Origin of the sequence: Rhizobium sp. L9, assembly GCF_002531885.1 — a bacterium.
Classification (GTDB): Bacteria; Pseudomonadota; Alphaproteobacteria; order Rhizobiales; family Rhizobiaceae; genus Rhizobium.
On record NZ_NWSZ01000052.1, the window covers coordinates 1 to 17,322 of the forward strand.

17 protein-coding genes, 1 tRNA gene and 1 riboswitch are annotated in these 17,322 nt (G+C 61.5%); of the genes, 4 read left to right on the forward strand and 14 right to left on the reverse strand.

The features are described from left to right. Positions 1 to 111: 111 nt before the first annotated feature. Positions 112 to 492: a VOC family protein gene (locus CO660_RS31355; protein ID WP_097601778.1), complete on the reverse strand. Its 381-nt coding sequence runs from the start codon at positions 490 to 492 to the stop codon at positions 112 to 114. Between the two features lie 354 nt (positions 493 to 846). Between CO660_RS31355 and CO660_RS31360 the strand changes: the two genes are divergently transcribed. Continuing rightward, the gene (locus tag CO660_RS31360; protein ID WP_097601779.1) at positions 847 to 1,125 is read left to right on the forward strand and encodes a hypothetical protein; all 279 of its coding nucleotides are present in this window, start codon (positions 847 to 849) and stop codon (positions 1,123 to 1,125) included. Between the two features lie 23 nt (positions 1,126 to 1,148). Here the strand turns inward: CO660_RS31360 and CO660_RS31365 are convergent. Together CO660_RS31365 and CO660_RS31370 are read right to left on the reverse strand one after the other, a co-directional pair. Beyond that, a tRNA-Gly gene (locus CO660_RS31365) sits at positions 1,149 to 1,222 on the reverse strand. 61 nt (positions 1,223 to 1,283) lie between these two features. Further along, positions 1,284 to 2,378: a 2'-deoxycytidine 5'-triphosphate deaminase gene (locus tag CO660_RS31370; protein ID WP_176536415.1), complete on the reverse strand. Its 1,095-nt coding sequence runs from the start codon at positions 2,376 to 2,378 to the stop codon at positions 1,284 to 1,286. Positions 2,379 to 2,452: 74 nt separating this feature from the next. Next, positions 2,453 to 2,531: riboswitch (SAM riboswitch) on the forward strand. 43 nt (positions 2,532 to 2,574) lie between these two features. Here CO660_RS31370 and CO660_RS31375 point away from each other — a divergent pair. Beyond that, a complete protein-coding gene (locus CO660_RS31375) occupies positions 2,575 to 3,759 on the forward strand; it encodes an O-succinylhomoserine sulfhydrylase (protein ID WP_097601769.1) in 1,185 nt (394 codons plus the stop codon). 224 nt (positions 3,760 to 3,983) lie between these two features. After that, positions 3,984 to 4,376, forward strand: coding sequence for a Co2+/Mg2+ efflux protein ApaG (apaG, locus tag CO660_RS31380; protein WP_010029240.1), 393 nt, complete (start codon positions 3,984 to 3,986; stop codon positions 4,374 to 4,376). A gap of 49 nt (positions 4,377 to 4,425) precedes the next feature. Here apaG and CO660_RS31385 read toward each other — a convergent pair whose 3' ends face one another. The 4 genes from CO660_RS31385 to CO660_RS31400 all read right to left on the reverse strand — a co-directional run bounded on the left by CO660_RS31385 (position 4,426) and on the right by CO660_RS31400 (position 8,365). Next, the gene (locus tag CO660_RS31385) at positions 4,426 to 5,016 is read right to left on the reverse strand and encodes a hypothetical protein (RefSeq protein WP_097601770.1); all 591 of its coding nucleotides are present in this window, start codon (positions 5,014 to 5,016) and stop codon (positions 4,426 to 4,428) included. 111 nt (positions 5,017 to 5,127) lie between these two features. Next, positions 5,128 to 6,120 carry an Hsp33 family molecular chaperone gene (locus CO660_RS31390; RefSeq protein WP_085776830.1) on the reverse strand — a complete coding sequence of 331 codons (993 nt, stop codon included), beginning with the start codon at positions 6,118 to 6,120 and terminating at the stop codon, positions 5,128 to 5,130. A 93-nt stretch (positions 6,121 to 6,213) separates the two neighbouring features. Next, positions 6,214 to 7,128, reverse strand: a complete 915-nt coding sequence (gene argF / locus CO660_RS31395; protein ID WP_085776829.1) for an ornithine carbamoyltransferase — start codon at positions 7,126 to 7,128, stop codon at positions 6,214 to 6,216. A 37-nt stretch (positions 7,129 to 7,165) separates the two neighbouring features. Then, positions 7,166 to 8,365, reverse strand: a complete 1,200-nt coding sequence (locus CO660_RS31400; RefSeq protein ID WP_097601771.1) for an aspartate aminotransferase family protein — start codon at positions 8,363 to 8,365, stop codon at positions 7,166 to 7,168. Positions 8,366 to 8,787: 422 nt separating this feature from the next. Between CO660_RS31400 and CO660_RS31405 the strand changes: the two genes are divergently transcribed. Beyond that, entirely contained in the window at positions 8,788 to 9,321 is a 534-nt protein-coding gene (locus CO660_RS31405) for a GcrA family cell cycle regulator (RefSeq protein ID WP_097601772.1), read from the forward strand. A 601-nt stretch (positions 9,322 to 9,922) separates the two neighbouring features. Here CO660_RS31405 and phoB read toward each other — a convergent pair. The 7 genes from phoB to CO660_RS31440 all read right to left on the reverse strand — a co-directional run bounded on the left by phoB (position 9,923) and on the right by CO660_RS31440 (position 17,205). After that, positions 9,923 to 10,606 (reverse strand): phosphate regulon transcriptional regulator PhoB, encoded by a 684-nt coding sequence (gene phoB / locus CO660_RS31410; RefSeq protein ID WP_004672768.1) that lies wholly within the window; start codon positions 10,604 to 10,606, stop codon positions 9,923 to 9,925. A 125-nt stretch (positions 10,607 to 10,731) separates the two neighbouring features. Continuing rightward, a complete protein-coding gene (phoU, locus tag CO660_RS31415) occupies positions 10,732 to 11,445 on the reverse strand; it encodes a phosphate signaling complex protein PhoU (RefSeq protein ID WP_004672769.1) in 714 nt (237 codons plus the stop codon). A 44-nt stretch (positions 11,446 to 11,489) separates the two neighbouring features. After that, entirely contained in the window at positions 11,490 to 12,305 is an 816-nt protein-coding gene (gene pstB / locus CO660_RS31420) for a phosphate ABC transporter ATP-binding protein PstB (RefSeq protein ID WP_097601773.1), read from the reverse strand. A gap of 15 nt (positions 12,306 to 12,320) precedes the next feature. Further along, positions 12,321 to 13,643: a phosphate ABC transporter permease PstA gene (gene pstA / locus CO660_RS31425; protein WP_097601774.1), complete on the reverse strand. Its 1,323-nt coding sequence runs from the start codon at positions 13,641 to 13,643 to the stop codon at positions 12,321 to 12,323. After that, complete coding sequence (gene pstC / locus CO660_RS31430) at positions 13,640 to 15,121, reverse strand: phosphate ABC transporter permease subunit PstC (RefSeq protein WP_097601775.1); 1,482 nt, start codon at positions 15,119 to 15,121, stop codon at positions 13,640 to 13,642. Before pstC ends, pstA begins: the two co-directional genes overlap by 4 nt. A 166-nt stretch (positions 15,122 to 15,287) precedes the next feature. After that, positions 15,288 to 16,322: a substrate-binding domain-containing protein gene (locus tag CO660_RS31435; RefSeq protein ID WP_097601776.1), complete on the reverse strand. Its 1,035-nt coding sequence runs from the start codon at positions 16,320 to 16,322 to the stop codon at positions 15,288 to 15,290. A gap of 481 nt (positions 16,323 to 16,803) precedes the next feature. Next, a complete protein-coding gene (locus CO660_RS31440; protein WP_097601777.1) occupies positions 16,804 to 17,205 on the reverse strand; it encodes a DUF559 domain-containing protein in 402 nt (133 codons plus the stop codon). Positions 17,206 to 17,322: the final 117 nt, after the last annotated feature.

Below are 17,322 nucleotides of genomic sequence, written 5' to 3' on the forward strand. Positions count from 1 at the left end.
CGGCCACCCGCCCGGCAAGCATCAATATCCTACATTTTTCTTATCCAAGAAGGTGCCGGCAGGCGGATGAGGGGCAGGCTACGGGCCGTACCCTTCCTTTTAGGATCTCATCTACCCCGGCCGCCACCCAACCTCGACCAGAATATTTCCAGGCGCCGTGCAATAAAACAGCCAGCCGCCGCGCATGGCGGCCGGTGGGCCGGACAGGTCTGCACCTGAAGCAACGAGCCCGGCGTGGACAGCATCGACATGCGCCCTATCGGCCAGAATGAAGCCGATATGATAGGTCTGACGCTGCAATTCGACCTGGTCTGACGTGCCGAACTTGGCGATCGCGTGGCTGAGGACAATTTCGAGGCCGGCGTCGTCGGTCAGTATCGCCAGGCCATTCTGGCCGCGCATATCCTTGAGCATCAGGCCGAAGTGGCGGATGAAGAAATCCGCCGTCGCGGTAATATCGGGAACGTGAAAATCGAGATGGTTCAGGCGCATGACAGTCTCCGTTTGAAAAAATCCCGGGACTGCCTTTTGCCGTCTCCGCACGCCGCCGGGATCCCGCATCTTGATGCGGATCACGTCGCGGGTTCTCGTGCCATAGGCCACGGAGCAGAGCTTCTTGAGAGCGCTCACGACGCTCCAACGGAAGGGATCGGGCTTACCTCAACCGATCCTGCCTTTTTCGACACTGCCGATCTAGCAGACACCGCCGGTTTCGGCAACGCATGGATTTCCTGCGCTCCGGGCAGCACCTCTCGAACGAGTGAAGGCGGAGACGCCGTTTCATCTGGTGCGTCTGTTGCGATCGGGAGTAAGATCGCAACGTTCTGCGCATCGGAAGGGATGGATATGAAACCGGCAATCATCGGCCTCATCGGCACACTCGTTCTGGCGGGATGCAACACCGTCAGCTACAGCGGCCCGGGCCTCGAACCTATCCCAGGCAGCATCATCTATCACGGCCAGCCGCGCACCAAGCTCACCAAATCGCCACCCGGCTCCTCCTTCCCGCATGATTTTATCGACCAATACGGCCAACAGGTGGAGGAAACCTACATCATCCAGCCCGACCGCAGCCTGATCATCGCACACCGCCGGTATAAGCCGATTCGGTTTTTCGGGGATTAGAAGGACATCGCTGGAAAGGCAGCTGGAGCGGGTGAAGGGAATCGAACCCTCGTATTCAGCTTGGGAAGCTGCTGCTCTACCATTGAGCTACACCCGCGATGCCCCGAGATTTCCAACAGATGGGGGCCGCTGTCAAGTCGCGGCCCGTCAGGCCGGCGTCAGATGCGGAAATGTTTGGAAAGCTTGAGGCCCTGGGCCTGATAGTTGGAGCCGAGGCCGGAGCCGTAGAGGCTGGCCGGTTTTTCCTGCATGTGCTCGTAGACCAAGCGGCCGACGATCTGGCCGTCTTCGAGGATGAAGGGCACTTCGTGGCTGCGCACTTCGAGCACGGCGCGGCTGCCGCGCCCGCCGGCCGGCGCATGGCCGAAGCCCGGATCGAAGAAGCCGGCATAATGGACGCGGAATTCGCCGACCAGCGGATCGAAGGGGGTCATCTCGGCGGCATAATCCGGCGGCACATGCACGGCTTCGCGCGAGACGAGGATATAGAACTCGTCGGGATCGAGGATCAGCTCGTTGCGGCCGCGGCTATAGAGCGGTTCCCAGAAATCGAAAATATCGTGCTGGTCCTTTTCATCGACGTCGACGACGGCGGTGTGGTGTTTGCCGCGATAGCCGATCAGGCCGTCCTTGTCGCCGGTGAGATCGATCGACAGCGCGATGCCGCCGCCCGAGACGTTCGGCTGCTTGCTGGCAACGAGCGTTTCGCTTTCATGCAGCCTCAGAAGTTCCGGCTCGCCGAGCACGGACTGGCCGACGCGGAAGCGGATCTGCGACAGGCGCGAGCCGCGGCGCACGACGATCGGGAAGGTGCGCGGGCTGATTTCGAGATAGAGCGGGCCGGAATAGCCCGGCGGGATCTTGTCGAATTCCTGGGCGTAGTCGGTGATGACGCGGGTGAAGATATCGAGCCTGCCGGTCGAGCTCTTCGGATTGGCCGAAGCCGACATGTCGGCAGGCAGCGCTAAGCTCTCCATCAGCGGCACGATATAGACGCAACCGGTTTCGAGCACCGCGTCCTGGGAAAGGTCGATCACGTGCAGGCTCAGCCGATCGAGCTTGTCCGAGACCAGATGCGAGGGGCCGGGCATGAAGGAAGCGCGCACACGAAACGCCTTGCTTCCTAAGCGCAGGTCGAGACTTGCCGGCTGGATCTGATCGCGGTCGAGCTCCCGCTCGGAGTTCAGACGCCCCGTTTCGAACAGTGCCGCAATCGCGCGGTCCGCCAGAATTCCAGTTTCGCGAGCCATCATGCCCCATCCATCATTTTGCCGCCGACAAAACCAAACTCGGGGAATTGACGCAAGCAGCTAACAGCAGTATTGCAAAATTATCCCGTGGTGATTTGGCCGGTCGGCTTGCAGCCACGTTAAACAAGTGGCTAAAAAGACCGGGTTATGAAACCGGTCTGCTTTTGCGGCCGGTTTTTTGTTATGTGAAGGTGATGGCATGAGCAAGACCTGGCGCCCGGCAACCCAACTCGTCCATGGCGGCACGCTGCGTTCGCAATATGGCGAAACATCAGAGGCAATCTATCTCACCCAGGGTTTCGTCTATGACACGTCGGAAGCGGCCGAAGCCCGCTTCAAGGGCGAAACGGACGGCTTCATCTATGCCCGCTACGGCAGCCCAACCAACGACATGTTCGAAAAGCGCATGTGCGCATTGGAAGGCGCTGAAGATGCCCGCGCCACCGCCTCCGGCATGGCAGCCGTCGCCGCCGCCGTCCTCTGCCAGGTCAAGGCCGGCGACCATATCGTCGCCGCCCGCGCGCTGTTCGGCTCCTGCCGCTGGGTCGTGGAAACGCTGGCGCCGAAATACGGCATCGAGTGCACGCTGGTCGACGGCCGGGATCTCGCCAATTGGGAAAAGGCGGTCCGCCCGAATACCAAGGTATTCTTCCTGGAGAGCCCGACCAACCCGACGCTCGAAGTGATCGATATCGCAGGCGTCGCCAAGCTCGCCAACCAGGTCGGCGCCAAGCTGATCGTCGACAACGTCTTCGCGACGCCGCTCTTCCAGAAGCCGCTCGAACTCGGCGCCCATATCGTCGTCTATTCCGCCACCAAGCACATCGACGGCCAGGGCCGGTGCCTCGGCGGGGTGGTGCTCGCCGACAAGGCATGGATCGACGAGAACCTGCACGACTATTTCCGCCATACCGGCCCGGCCATGTCGCCGTTCAATGCCTGGACGCTACTGAAGGGCATCGAAACGCTGCCGCTGCGCGTCAAGCAGCAGACTGAGAATGCGGCGAAGATCGCCGATTTCCTGGCAGAGCAGGGCAAGGTCGCCAAGGTGATCTATCCCGGCCGCAAGGATCACCCGCAGGCTGACATCATCGCCAAGCAGATGACCGGCGGCTCGACGCTCGTCTGCTTCGAGCTGAAGGGCGGCAAGGAGGCGGCCTTCGCGCTGCAGAACGCGCTTGAGATCATCAAGATCTCCAACAATCTCGGCGACAGCAAAAGCCTGATCACCCATCCGGCAACGACGACGCACAAGAACCTGACGGAAGAGGCGCGTGCCGAACTCGGCATTTCTCCGGGCACGGTGCGGCTTTCGGCCGGCATCGAGGATACGGACGACCTGATCGAGGATTTCGCGCAGGCGCTTTCCAAGGTTTCGGCCTGATCGACTGGAATAGCGGCCGGACTTCAATAAGGAGCCGGCCGCCGATCTGCGGGAACAAGTACCCGCGCGCCGGCGTTGCGAAGTAAAATTAACGCTGACGATTAGGCTTAACGATCGAAAACCATACGATGATCACCATTTGACCGCTGATCAACGTTCCGTTTCTTGACGGACGGGGCCTCTTTATAAGATACGGGTAACATATCTTGACTATGGTGCAAGGCATGTATCGCGCCCTCACAAGAGATATCGAAGTCGTGGTCGAACCGTTCTATCTGGAGGAGCAATCCGATCCGGAAGACGATCGCTATGTCTGGGGTTACCGGATCGTCATCAGCAACAATTCCGGCGTCGCCGTTCGCCTCATCAATCGCTACTGGAACATCACCGACCAGAACGGAGTGGTGGACGAGGTGACCGGCCCCGGCGTCGTCGGCGAACAGCCGCGGCTCAGCCCCGGCGACACCTACGAATATTCCTCCGGCTGCCCGCTCGACACGCCCTCGGGACTGATGTTCGGCCATTACCAGATGGAAACGGATGAAGGCGAGCTATTCGATGTCGACATCCCCGCCTTCTCGCTGGATTCACCGGGGCTGCTGCGCGTGCTGAACTGAAAGCAGGCCCCAAAGTGGATATGCCCGATTCACCCCCAGATGACATGCATCAGAGATCAAAAGGATCTGAGGCCGTCCGGGTGTCCGGCTTTGCTTCGAACGGATCCTTTGATTGGGGCGTGGCTGGCCGCTGAGCGACTGCAGCGTTTACCGCCTTCTGGCAGGTGAGCATCTCATCCGTTGCCCTGACGGAATTTTTTAAACTCAGCGCAACAATCTGCTTTCCGTTGAAGGTGGCGCGAAAACCCAGTTTACGAGCGAACTCGGCAATCAGACTGGAATCCTTAAAATCGATCCATAATCCCTTGAAGCCATCAAGATCGAGAGCGCTCGCATTCGCCGTCCATTGAGAACGATCTAACGACAGTTCGATGGGATATTGCTTTCCCACTTCCAAGGATTTCCAGTTCGGATTTGCGATCACAATATAAAAAGGGCTCTCCTTCTTTGTAAAATTAAAGCCCAGACGAAAAACGGTGCCGTCATCAAATGAAGTGAGAACAAAACAGCCGTTGCCCAAGGTCGGGTCGACAGCCACGGTCCAGCCGCCAACCTCTTTCCATCTGATTGTTTCGTCATCAGCCAGGACAATCCGTGGCATCGCAGCAATTAATGCGAATACAAAATACAAAAGCCGCATTGACGTCCCGCCCCCAGAACCAGTTGGGACAATAGGTGCACAGTGACTACTAAAAGTCGAGTCACTGTGCCGCTGCAATGCGCATCTTTTTCGCGCCAAGCGCGACTAATGTTATTCCGCCGGCTGAAGCTCAGCTGCTTCGAAGCGGTAGGTGGTCGAGCAGAATTCACAGGTGACGGATATCTCGCCGTTTTCCTGGCTGGCCTCGATCTCCTCGGCGGTGAACCCCTTCAGCACGTTGCCTATTTTTTCCCGCGAGCAGCTGCAGCGGTCGAAGACGGCGCGGGGCTCGAAGACGCGCACGCCGCGCTCGTGGAACAGGCGGAACAAGAGACGTTCGGTGCCGACCTGCGGGTCGGTCAGCTCGTCGGCATCGATGGTCTCGACCAGCGAGCGCGCTTCGGTCCAGGCGTCATCCTCGCCATGCGGACGGTCGCCGTTATCGCCGTCGCCGCCGTGGAGATCAGGCTGGCGCATGCGCTCCGGTGCCTCCGGCAGGAACTGGGCGACGAGGCCGCCTGCCCGCCAGCGGTGACGCGGCTTGCCGGCATCGTCACGATCGAAGAGTTCCGCCGCAGCCAGGCGCACCCGCGTCGGGATCTGCTCCGACTGGCGGAAATAGACCCCGGCGATCTCCTCGAGCGAAGTGCCGTCGAGGGCGACAATGCCCTGGTAAGGCTGCGCGAACTTGCCCTGGTCGATGGTGAAGGCGAGCACGCCCTTGCCGAGCAGCTGCTCCGGCTCGGTCTCGCCTGAGGCAATCGCCTGGTCGAGCAGCGCGCGATCGAAACGGGCATAGGCACGCACGTTCTCCGGCGTCGAGAAATCGGCGACGAGCAGATCGACCGGGCCGTCGCCCTTGGTCTGAACGGTGAACTTGCCGTCGAACTTCAGCGAGGTGCCGAGCAGCACCGTCAGCACGACGACTTCGGCGAGCAGCCGGGCGACGGGCGCGGGATAATGATGGCGCTCGAGGATCGCATCGAGCATGGGGCCGAGCTGGACGGCGCGGCCGCGCACATCCAGACCCTCCACCTGAAAGGGGACGACATGATCATCGCCGGCGAAATCGAACTGGCCGAGGGCGGCTGCAGCTTCTGCCATGGCTTTACTCCTGGTTTCTGGAGCGGCGGCCAAAGTGTCCGGCGCTCGCGCAGTCGGGCCGCAAGCTTATGACTCGCAACATCCGATTATGGTTCAGATCGCGCCCAGGCACCAAGCAAGAATCGACTTCTGCGCATGAAGACGGTTTTCCGCTTCATCGAAGACCACGGATTGCGGGCCGTCAATCACCTCATCCGTCACTTCCTCACCGCGATGAGCAGGCAAGCAATGCATGAACAATGCATCGCTGCCGGCCTTGGCCATCAAGGCCGCATTGACCTGATAAGGCTGGAAGACGTTGTGACCCCGGGCCCGATGTTCCTGATTCATGGAGACCCAGGTATCGGTCACCACGCAATCGGCACCTTCGACCGCACGGTCGGCATCATGGCAGAGCATGACTTCGGCGCCCTCATTGCGGGCCCAGTTCAGATAGTGATCCTTGGGCTCGGAACCAAGAGGCACGGCCATGTTCATGCGGTAGCCGAAGCGCGCAGCCCCTTCCACCAGCGAATGCAGCACATTGTTGCCGTCGCCGGTCCATGCGATCGTCTTGCCCTTGATCGGGCCGCGATGCTCCTCGAAGGTCATGATATCGGCCATGATCTGGCAGGGGTGGGTGTCGTCCGTCAGCGCATTGATCACAGGCACGGTCGCGTGCTCGGCGAGCTCCAAAAGCCTGGAATGCTCGGTGGTGCGGATCATGATCGCATCGACATAGCGCGACAGCACCTTGGCGGTGTCGCCGATCGTCTCGGCGCGGCCGAGCTGCATTTCAGTACCGGAGAGAAACAGCGTTTCGCCGCCGAGCTGGCGCATGCCGACGTCGAAGGAAACGCGGGTTCGGGTCGACGGCTTTTCGAAGATCATCGCCAGCATCTTGCCGGCGAGCGGCTTGTCGCCCTTGCCTGATTTGAAGGCCTGCTTGCGGGCGAGCGCGTCGTTCATGATAGTTCTGAGGTCGGCCGAGGTGACGGCCGAAAGATCGAGGAAATGTTTAGGAGCCATGTTCTTACCTGTCGTGCGCCCGAAGGCGGCGATCCCTTCAAGCCGTCTTCTTGATCTTGGCGGCGCGGATGCTCTCGGCGGCGCGCTCGAGGCGCACGAGCCCCTCGCGGGCTTCTTCGGCAGTGACCACCAGCGGCGGAAGAAGGCGGATGACGTTGTCGCCGGCCGGCACGCCGAGCAGATGCGCGGCACGGATCGCCTGCAGCAATTCGGCCGAGGGAACCGCAGCCTTGACGCCGAGCAGAAGCCCCTCGCCTCGGATATCCTCGATAACATCGGGATACCGATCCTTGAGCGAGGCCAGCCCCTGGCGGAAGACGAGCGCGACGTCGCGCACATGCTCAAGGAAGCCATCGGCGAGGATGACGTCGAGCACGGCACTGCCGACCGCCATGGCCAGCGGATTGCCGCCATAGGTCGAACCATGCGTGCCGGCCTTCATGCCGGAGGCAGCCTCGGCCGTGGCAAGGCAGGCGCCGAGCGGGAAACCGCCGCCGATGCCCTTGGCAACGGCCATGATATCGGGCGTGATGCCGGACCGTTCATGGGCGAAGAGCTTGCCGGTGCGGCCGACGCCGGTCTGGACCTCGTCGAGGATCAGCAGCAGGCCGTTTTCGTCGCAGATCCGGCGAAGCGCCTTCATGAATTCGCCGGTGGCGGGACGCACGCCGCCCTCGCCTTGCACCGGCTCGATCAGGATTGCGGCCGTCGCATCGGTAATGGCGGCGCGGACGGCCTCGATGTCGCCGAACGGCACCTGATCGAAACCCGGAGCCTTGGGGCCGAAACCTTCGAGATATTTCTCCTGACCGCCGGCGGCAATCGTCGCGAGCGTGCGCCCATGGAAGGCGCCCTCGAAGGTGATGATATGGTACCGCTCGGGATGGCCCTTGGAAAACTGGTAGCGGCGCGCGGTCTTGATGGCGCATTCGAGCGCCTCGGCCCCCGAATTGGTGAAGAACACCTTATCGGCGAAGGTAGCGTCCGTCAGGCGCTTGGCGAGGCGCTCCTGGCCGGGGATCTCATAGATGTTGGAGAGGTGCCAGACCTTGTCGGCCTGCTCCTTCAGCGCCGCAACCACATGCGGGTTGCCATGGCCGACGGAGGTGACGGCGACACCGGCGCCGAAATCGAGATAACGCTCGCCGCTCTCGGTGATCAGCCATACGCCCTCGCCTCGCTCGAACCGCAGCGGGGCGCGAGAATAGGTGTCATAAAGCGGCGCGGCTTCAGCCATGGCGCGGGTCTCCCGTTCAATGTTGTCTTGCACGGACTCCGGCTAACACCAGGTCCAAAAAATCAAAAATGCCGCCTTTCGGCGGCGAGCGGTACTATTTCCTTTTCGCGCTGCAATGTCAACAAAACTGGCGCCTTAGCCTATGCAGCAGGCTTGTGCAGCGGCAACTTTCGGCCTTCAACAGGCATTATTGCAGAAATGCCACGCAGAGGCAGCAAGTTGGGGAAAACTTGAAATTCGATTCATCCGGATTCCCGCGACTCTTGTCACGGAGTCAGCCTCACACTAGGTTAAAGTTCAATTACTAGACTGCATGCGGCGGAACTAGTCACCAAAATTGATCAAGCGTTTCTTGTTTCGGAGGCTTCCGGGACAACGGTGAGGGATTCTGCCATCACCAACGCAAAAGGTGGAGACAGGGCATGAACTGGACAGACGAGCGGGTCGAGAAACTCAAGAAGCTTTGGGCCGAAGGACTGAGCGCCAGCCAGATTGCTGCGCAGCTTGGCGGCGTCAGCCGAAACGCCGTTATCGGCAAGGTGCACAGGCTCAGCCTTCCCGGCCGCGCCAAGGCCGGCGGCACGGCCACCGCGGCGCGCACGCCGAAGCGCCAGACATCCGCGCCGCGCGCGCCGAATTACGCCTCCCGGATCACCACCCGCACCGTGACCCGTCAACAGGGCGCAACGATGCTGAAGGAAGAGATCGAAGTCGATGCCGTCGAGGAAATGGAATATGTGCCGGCCGGCAATGTGGTCGTGCCGATTTCTCGCCGCCTCGGCCTGACGGAGCTCACCGAACGCACCTGCAAATGGCCGGTCGGCGACCCGCTCAAGGAAGATTTCCATTTCTGCGGCTGCGAGTCCCCGGACAATTCGCCCTATTGCAGCTATCATCAGAAGCTTGCCTATCAGCCGATCAACGAAAGGCGCCGGGCGGCAGCACGGGTCAGCTGAGCGGACAGGTATTGCTGAGAACGGGAAACGGGCCGAGTGGCCCGTTTTTTATTCGATTGGGGAAGTGACCTTTGCGTTTAGCAACCAAGCCAACCCCACACTCCGTCATCCCGGGGCTTGGAGGAGAAGTGGTGCCTGGACAGATAGGCCACGCCAGTGCGATGAAGCTGGTTCTGCAGCGGCGATGGCGCGACCGCTCTGCAGCGGCGATGGATCGGCGGCAAAAACGGGTGCTACAGGTTGCACCACCGGCGCGTTTGGCGAGAGCGCCAACCACGCGCTCCGTCATCCCAGGGCTTGACCCTGGGATCCACGGCCAAGCACTCGGCTTTCATAATTTCCCTGCAGTTGGATGCATCCCTGTTCCCGCAGCGCCGGCCGCATGGATCCCAGGGTCAAGCCCTGGGATGACGGAGGCGAGGTGATGCCGGGACAAGTCGGCTCTGCAGGCGCGGTGGAAAGGTGGTGCCGAGATGCATAAGCCTCGCCGGCGCAATGACGCTGGCGACGAAGCGGCTGCGATCGACGACGGCAGGGGAGCCTCACAAGCCGTACTGCCGTGCGTTTGGCGGGAACGCCCACCCCACACACTCTCTCAGCCTTAGGCTTCCATCGAATAGCCGGCGCCACGGACGGTGCGGATGACGTCCTGCATGTTGGAGAAGTTCAGCGCCTTGCGCAGGCGGCCGACATGGACGTCGACGGTTCGTTCGTCGACATAGATGTCGTGACCCCAGACGCCGTCGAGCAGCTGCGAGCGGGAAAAGACCCGGCCCGGCGACGACATCAGGAATTCCAGCAGGCGGAATTCGGTCGGGCCGAGGCGGACTTCGCGGCTCTTGCGGTGGACGCGATGGGTTTCGCGGTCGAGCTCGATATCGCCGCATTTCAGCACCGAGGACAGCACCTCAGGTCGGGCACGGCGCAGCATCGCCTTGACGCGGGCGACGAGTTCGGGGGTCGAGAAGGGCTTGACGACATAATCGTCGGCGCCGGTGGACAGTCCGCGCACACGCTCGCTCTCCTCGCCGCGCGCCGTCAGCATGATGATCGGCAGTCGCTCGGTTTCCGGCCGCATGCGCAGGCGCCGGCAGAGTTCGATGCCGGAGACGCCGGGCAGCATCCAGTCGAGGATGAGCAGGTCGGGCGTGCGCTCCTGAAGCCTGATTTCGGCCTCGTCGCCGCGCAGGATGGTATCGACCTCGAAGCCTTCGGCTTCGAGATTATAGCGAAGGAGCACGCTGAGCGCTTCCTCGTCTTCAACAACTGCGACTCTCGGGATCATGCGTGTCCGTCTCCTCGCGCACAAGCCTTAAACTGGGGGTCTAAGCAGGCGTCCTGCGCAAATTCAGAAATTGGCTGCGACCTCTTTGCGCGCCCCGAACGGGGGCGCACGCAATCTTGGAAGGATTATTCCGTCGCGGCGCCGACGGTGTTGGCGCTGTCATCCTTCGGGCGATCGCCTTCCGGCTGGGCGCCTGTTGCCATGTAGTAGATCGTCTCGGCGATGTTGGTGGCATGGTCGCCGATGCGCTCGATGTTCTTGGCGCAGAAGAGCAGATGCGTGCAGCTCGTGATGTTGCGCGGATCTTCCATCATGTAGGTCAAGAGCTCGCGGAACAGCGAGGTGTACATGGCGTCGATCTCGTTGTCGCGTTCGCGGATGGCGGTCGCCTTGTCGGCAGCGCGTGTCGTATAGACGTCGAGCACTTCCTTGAGCTGGACAAGCGCCAGCTCGGAGAGATGCTCGAGACCGCGGGCGAGCTTGCGGGGCACGCCGGTGCTCTGCACGGCGATGACGCGCTTGGCGGTGTTCTTGCCAAGGTCGCCGACGCGTTCGAGATCGGCGGCGATGCGGATCGAACCCATGATTTCGCGCAGGTCCGCCGCCATCGGCTGACGGCGGGCGATGGTGACGATCGCCTTGTCGCCGATTTCGCGCTCGGTGTGATCGAGGATCACGTCGTCTGAGATGACCTTCTGCGCCAGCGCGGTATCGCCGTTGACCAGCGCCCGGACGGATTCGGCGACCATCTGTTCGGCCAGGCCGCCCATTTCGGAAATCCGCCTGGAAAGGAACTTCAGATCATCATCATAGGCAGAATAAATATGTGTCGATGCCATGGGGCTTTGTCCTCGAATAAGGGGAAGGCTTCGGATGGCCGTGATCAGCCGAAGCGACCCATGATGTAGTCCTGGGTACGGGGATCGTCCGGATTGGTGAACATCTTGTCGGTGTCGTTCTCCTCGACAAGATTGCCGAGGTGGAACATGGCGGTGCGCTGCGAGACGCGCGCGGCCTGCTGCATGGAGTGGGTGACGATGACGATCGTATAGTTTTCGCGCAGTTCGTGGATCAGCTCCTCGACCTTGGCGGTGGCGATCGGGTCAAGGGCCGAGCAGGGCTCGTCCATCAGGATGACTTCCGGGCTGACGGCAACGGCGCGGGCAATGCACAGGCGCTGCTGCTGACCGCCGGAGAGGCCCGTGCCGGATTCGTGCACGCGGTCCTTGACCTCGTTCCAGAGCCCGGCGCGCTGCAGGCTGCTCTCGACGATCTGGTCGAGATCGGCCTTCGACTTGGCGAGACCGTGGATGCGGGGGCCGTAGGAGACGTTTTCATAGATCGACTTCGGGAATGGGTTCGGCTTCTGGAAAACCATGCCGACGCGGGCGCGAAGTTCGACGACGTCGATATCCGGATCATAGATATCGTCGCTGTCGAGCGTGATCTTGCCGGTGACGCGGCACCCCTCGATCGTGTCGTTCATGCGGTTCAGGCTTCGCAGGAAGGTCGACTTGCCGCAGCCCGAGGGGCCGATCAGGGCGGTTACGGTGTTTTCGCGAATGTTCAGGTTCACGTCGAAAAGCGCGCGCTTCTCGCCGTAGTATACGGAGACATTCTGTCCGATCATTTTATACGGGACGTTGCTCATCTTCTGATCCAGCGCCTTTTCAACTGCAGCTTCCGTCAGCATGTTCATGGTGTTTGACTCCGTTTACCAGCGGCGCTCGAAGCGACGACGCAAGAGGATGGCGCCCATGTTCATGACGACCAGGAACAGGAGCAGGACGATGATGGCACCCGAAGTACGCTCCACGAAGGCACGTTCGGCCTCGTTCGCCCACATATAGACCTGCACGGGCAAGGCCGTCGAGGGCTCGAGCGGTGTCGCGGGCGCATTGGCGACGAAGGCGACCATGCCGATCAAGAGCAGCGGCGCGGTTTCGCCGAGCGCGTGCGCCAGGCCGATGATCGTGCCGGTGAGGATGCCGGGCATGGCAAGCGGCAGGACATGGTGGAACACCATCTGCATTTTCGAGGCGCCGAGGCCGAGAGCTGCAGCGCGGATCGAGGGCGGCACGGCGCGCAGGGCCGCGCGAGTGGCGATGATGATCGTCGGCAGGGTCATCAGCGTCAACACCAGGCCGCCGACCAGCGAAGCCGAGCGCGGCAGGCCGATGAAGTTGATGAAGACGGAAAGGCCGAGCAGACCGTAGACGATCGACGGGACGGCGGCGAGGTTGTTGATGTTGACCTCGATGAGGTCCGTCAGCCTGTTCTTCGGCGCAAACTCCTCGAGATAGATCGAGGCGGCGACGCCGATCGGCAGCGACAGAACCAGCACGATCAGCATCAGGTAGAGCGAGCCGATGAGGGCGACGCCGAGACCGGCGGCCTCCGGACGGCTGGAATTGCCGTTGACGAAGAGGCCGGTGTTGAACTGCTTCTGAAGAGCGCCGCTCGCCTTCAGTTGGTTCATCCAGTTGACCTGCTTGTCGTTGACCTTGCGGTTCTTCTCATCGACGGAAAGATCGATCTGGCCCTTGTTGGCGCTATCGATATTGGCATCGGCGAGCAAGGTGACATTGACCGTCTTGCCGATGATCGAGGGATCGGCGACGACCAGATCGCGCAGCTGGATCGGCGCGCTCTTGGAGAGCATGGCGGTTGCATCGCGCACATCCGGACGGCTCGATGCATTGATGTTCAGCTGCTTGACGATGGCGTCGCGCAGCAGAACCGGATAGTTCGCGGCAATCAGCACCGAAGGATCGGTCGCCCACTTGCTGTTCGGATCGATCGTCTTTTCGGCGAATTCGATCGGCAGGGTGATCGTCGTCTGCTGGAAGGCGGTGTAGCCTTTGCCGATCACCGTCCATAGCAGGACGAAGAGGAAGATAAGGCCGAAGGCGATGGCGGCGATACCGTAGGCCTGGAACCGGCGCTCGGCGGCATAGCGGCGCTTGATGCCGATATCACGGCGGGCCGGCGCTTTGGAAACGGTGGCACCGATGGCGGGAGAAACAATATTCGTCATTCGTACTGCTCCCGGTATTTGCGCACGATGTAGAGCGCATAGATGTTGAGGCAAAGCGTGATGCAGAACAGCGTGATGCCAAGCGCGAAGGCAACCAGCGTCTGCGGCGAGGTGAACTCAAGGTCGCCCGTCAGCTGGTTGACGATCTTGACGGTCACCGTGGTCATCGGCTCGAAAGGGTTGATCTGAATGCGGGCGGCGACACCCGCGGCCAACACGACGATCATGGTCTCGCCGATGGCGCGCGAGGCGGTCATCAGCAGCGCGCCGACGATGCCGGGAAGCGCGGCCGGCAGGACCACCTTCTTGATGGTTTCGGAGCGTGTGGCGCCGAGACCGAGCGAACCATCACGCAGTGCCCGCGGCACGGCGGTGATGATGTCGTCCGACAGCGAGGAGACATAGGGGATCAACATGATGCCCATGACAATACCAGCCGTCAGAACGCTCTGCGCCTGGATGAAATTGGTGTAGCTGCCGGAGAGCAGGCCGCTGATCTGGGCGGAGAAATCGCGCAGGAACGGACCGACGGTAACGAGCGCGAAGAAGCCGTAGACGATCGTCGGGATGCCGGCCAGCACTTCGAGAAGAGGCTTGGAGATGGAACGCAGCTTCGGCGAGGCGTATTCGGCCATATAGATGGCGGCGAAGAGGCCGACCGGAACCGCGACCAGCATGGCGACGAGGCCGATATAGAGCGTGCCGAGCAGGAGCGGGATCAGGCCGAACTGGCCGAAGGAGGAGCTGCCGGCGCCGGCAAAGCGCGGATCCCAGACGGTGCCGAAGAAGAATTCGCCGGCGGGAACGACGGCAAAGAAGCGGGCGGCTTCCGACAGCATGGACAACACGATGCCGACCGTCGTCAGGATGGCGATCGAGGAGGCGAGCAGCAGGCCCCAGAGCATGACGCGCTCGACGCGGTTGCGGGCGCGGAAGCGCGGCGCGATGGCGCGCAGCGCATAAAGGGCGCCGGCAACGGCCAGAATGAAGACGATCGCCGTCATGGCGAGGCGGCTCGTCATGCTCATGGCATTCAGCGTCTTGGCGGCCTCGACCATGTAAGGCTGCGGCTGGCCGGCGAGCGGCACGCCCTTCTCGCTGAGCTTGGCCTGCAGGGCGGCCGGATCGTTTGCCAGCGCGGCTGCTTCGTCCGATGTCAGCATCGTCAGGCCACGTGCGACCGTTGCCACCATCGAATAGCTCAGATCCTGTTCGGCCGCGGCCTGAGCCTTGACGTCGGCAGGGAAAGCTCCCCGAACCGAGGACTGGATGATGCCGGGGCTGACGGAGAGCCAGACGCAGAGGACGATGAGGGCGGGAAGAACCGTCCAGATCGCGGCATAGGCGCCGTAATAGGCCGGCCGGGAATGCAGTGCGGAGGACCTGCCTCCGGCAAGGGCCGTGGCACGGCTGCGCGCGACCAGATAGGCGGCGGCGCCGATCACCACAAGGCACAGAAGTATGACGGATGTGCTCATTCGTTGCGTCCCCAGGCCTGTGGCCCCAAAAAGCGCGGCGGCTTCATCAGCCTGCCCTCGGCTTCCAATCATGGAGAAGGAATTCAACCCTGCAGCGGAAAGACCGCCACGCAGGGACATTAACGATGCCGGCGCGGGCTTTGAAGCACCGCGCCGGCAAAGTCATTTACATGGACTTACCGGCTTCGACGTCCTTGCGGATCGCATCACGCTCGGCATCCGGAGCGGCAACGAGGCCGTATTCAGCCAGCGGGCCGTCGGGGCCGATCATCTGGTCGGATACGAAGAAGTTGACATATTCCTTCAGGCCCGGAACGGCGCCGAGATGTGCCTTCTTGACATAGAAGAACAGCGGGCGTGAAACCGGATAGGTGCCGTTGGCGATCGTTTCGGTGGACGGAACGATACCGTTCACGCTGGCGACCTTGAGCTTGTCGGCGTTGTTTTCATAGAAGGAAAGGCCGAATACGCCGACGCCGGTCTTGTTGGCGGCGATGCGTGCGAGGGTTTCCGGATAGTCGCCGTCGATGTCGACTGCAGCGCCGTCCTTGCGGACTGCGACGCAAGCCTTGGTCTGGGCAGCCTTGTCGGTGATTTCCTTGGCGATAACGTCGAGAGCGCCCGACGCCTTGCAGCCGGCGGCAAGAACGTTCTGTTCGAAGACTTCGCGCGTGCCGTGCTTTTCGCCCGGGATATAGGCGGCGATATCAACGGCCGGGAGCTTCGGGTTGACTTCCGACCACTTCTTGTAGGGGTTGGCGACGAGCTTGCCGTCGACAACGATCTGGGCAGCGAGGGCCTTGTAGATGTCGGCCGGAACGTAAGCGACATCCGGGTTGGACGAGTCGGTTGCGAAGACGATCCCGTCATAACCGATCTTGACTTCCTGGATGTCGGTTACGCCGGCGGCCTTGCAGGCTTCGGCTTCATTCTTGTTGATCGGACGCGAGGCGTTGGCGATGTCGATGGTGTCTTCACCAACGCCCTTGCAGAATTCCTTCAGACCAGCGCCCGTGCCGCCGGATTCGACGACCGGGGTCTTGAAGTTGGTGAAGGTCTCGCCGAAGGACTCGGCAACGATCTTGGCGTAAGGCAGGACGGTGGACGAACCAGCGATCTGGATCTGGTCGCGAGCGACGGCTGCGCCAGCGAAAGCGGCAGTTGCAGCGAGCGCGGCAACGGTGAGCTTGAAGGTGTTCATTAGAAATCTCCCGCATTGGGCTTGTGTGAGTGCGGCCTATAGAGAGGCCCTCGCATGCCTTTTTTATCGGCGGGACTCTCTTAACGCTGTAAGCACCGTCCTTTTATGTCAAATGCGTGAAACATTTGTGACAGGTTAATGCGCTGTTTTATAATGATAAATTTTATGGAGCCCGCCTGAACGTGTCGACTGTTGACAAAGTTTGGATCGCCGCTCGACCTTGCATTGCAAGTTTACCACACGTAGCCCGTCGGTTGCGGAACGGCATCCTGGCCCTCCCCGCCTGCATTCTTTCATTCAGGTCCGCCCGTGGGATCTGCCCCTCATCCGCCTGCCGGCACCTTCTCCCCGTTTTGACGGGGAGAAGGGGATATGCCGCGACCTCTCCGTCCCACCCAAAACTCTCGACAGGGCACGTCCCCTCTCCCCGTCATTACGGGGAGAGGGTTAGGGTGAGGGGCAATCGCACGGCACGCCATCGTTATTCACGCACGGCTGGAAAGAACCGCAAATCCATTGCCTCGACGCGTTCGACCAGCCGCCCGTCGCAGATCGCAACGATCGTCTCCAGCACGGATGGCAGCGCGCTCAGTACATCTACATTCCAGAAACGAACCACCGACCAGCCATTGCCGGTCATGAAGGCATCCCGGATTCCATCCCGTCGGCTGTCCGCATGCTGGCTGCCGTCGATCTCGACGACAAGCCGCAATTCACGACAGGCGAAATCTGCGAAATAAGGGCCGATCGGCAACTGCCGGACAAACTTGTGTCCGTTGAGCCGGCGGTCGCGCAGTTCCTTCCATAATTTGTCCTCTGCGTTGTTATCCGACTGGCGCAGGGATCGCGCTCGTGTTGTGGTTTTGGGCTTGGGGCCTCTCATTGACGTTTTCCTTGTGACTTGCCCCTCATCCGGCTGCCGCCACCTTCTTGGATAAGAAAAATGTAGGATATTGATGCTTGCCGGGCGGGTGGCCGCCCGCCCGGCAGCTGGTTGTCG

What these genes read in the sequence shown, in the direction of transcription:
- CO660_RS31355 (WP_097601778.1), bottom strand. Translation starts at nt 492, where the DNA reads ATGCGCCTGAACCATCTCGATTTTCACGTTCCCGATATTACCGCGACG.
- CO660_RS31360 (WP_097601779.1), top strand. Translation starts at nt 847, where the DNA reads ATGAAACCGGCAATCATCGGCCTCATCGGCACACTCGTTCTGGCGGGA.
- CO660_RS31370 (WP_176536415.1), bottom strand. Translation starts at nt 2,378, where the DNA reads ATGATGGCTCGCGAAACTGGAATTCTGGCGGACCGCGCGATTGCGGCA.
- CO660_RS31375 (WP_097601769.1), top strand. Translation starts at nt 2,575, where the DNA reads ATGAGCAAGACCTGGCGCCCGGCAACCCAACTCGTCCATGGCGGCACG.
- apaG (WP_010029240.1), top strand. Translation starts at nt 3,984, where the DNA reads ATGTATCGCGCCCTCACAAGAGATATCGAAGTCGTGGTCGAACCGTTC.
- CO660_RS31385 (WP_097601770.1), bottom strand. Translation starts at nt 5,016, where the DNA reads ATGCGGCTTTTGTATTTTGTATTCGCATTAATTGCTGCGATGCCACGG.
- CO660_RS31390 (WP_085776830.1), bottom strand. Translation starts at nt 6,120, where the DNA reads ATGGCAGAAGCTGCAGCCGCCCTCGGCCAGTTCGATTTCGCCGGCGAT.
- argF (WP_085776829.1), bottom strand. Translation starts at nt 7,128, where the DNA reads ATGGCTCCTAAACATTTCCTCGATCTTTCGGCCGTCACCTCGGCCGAC.
- CO660_RS31400 (WP_097601771.1), bottom strand. Translation starts at nt 8,365, where the DNA reads ATGGCTGAAGCCGCGCCGCTTTATGACACCTATTCTCGCGCCCCGCTG.
- CO660_RS31405 (WP_097601772.1), top strand. Translation starts at nt 8,788, where the DNA reads ATGAACTGGACAGACGAGCGGGTCGAGAAACTCAAGAAGCTTTGGGCC.
- phoB (WP_004672768.1), bottom strand. Translation starts at nt 10,606, where the DNA reads ATGATCCCGAGAGTCGCAGTTGTTGAAGACGAGGAAGCGCTCAGCGTG.
- phoU (WP_004672769.1), bottom strand. Translation starts at nt 11,445, where the DNA reads ATGGCATCGACACATATTTATTCTGCCTATGATGATGATCTGAAGTTC.
- pstB (WP_097601773.1), bottom strand. Translation starts at nt 12,305, where the DNA reads ATGAACATGCTGACGGAAGCTGCAGTTGAAAAGGCGCTGGATCAGAAG.
- pstA (WP_097601774.1), bottom strand. Translation starts at nt 13,643, where the DNA reads ATGACGAATATTGTTTCTCCCGCCATCGGTGCCACCGTTTCCAAAGCG.
- pstC (WP_097601775.1), bottom strand. Translation starts at nt 15,121, where the DNA reads ATGAGCACATCCGTCATACTTCTGTGCCTTGTGGTGATCGGCGCCGCC.
- CO660_RS31435 (WP_097601776.1), bottom strand. Translation starts at nt 16,322, where the DNA reads ATGAACACCTTCAAGCTCACCGTTGCCGCGCTCGCTGCAACTGCCGCT.
- CO660_RS31440 (WP_097601777.1), bottom strand. Translation starts at nt 17,205, where the DNA reads ATGAGAGGCCCCAAGCCCAAAACCACAACACGAGCGCGATCCCTGCGC.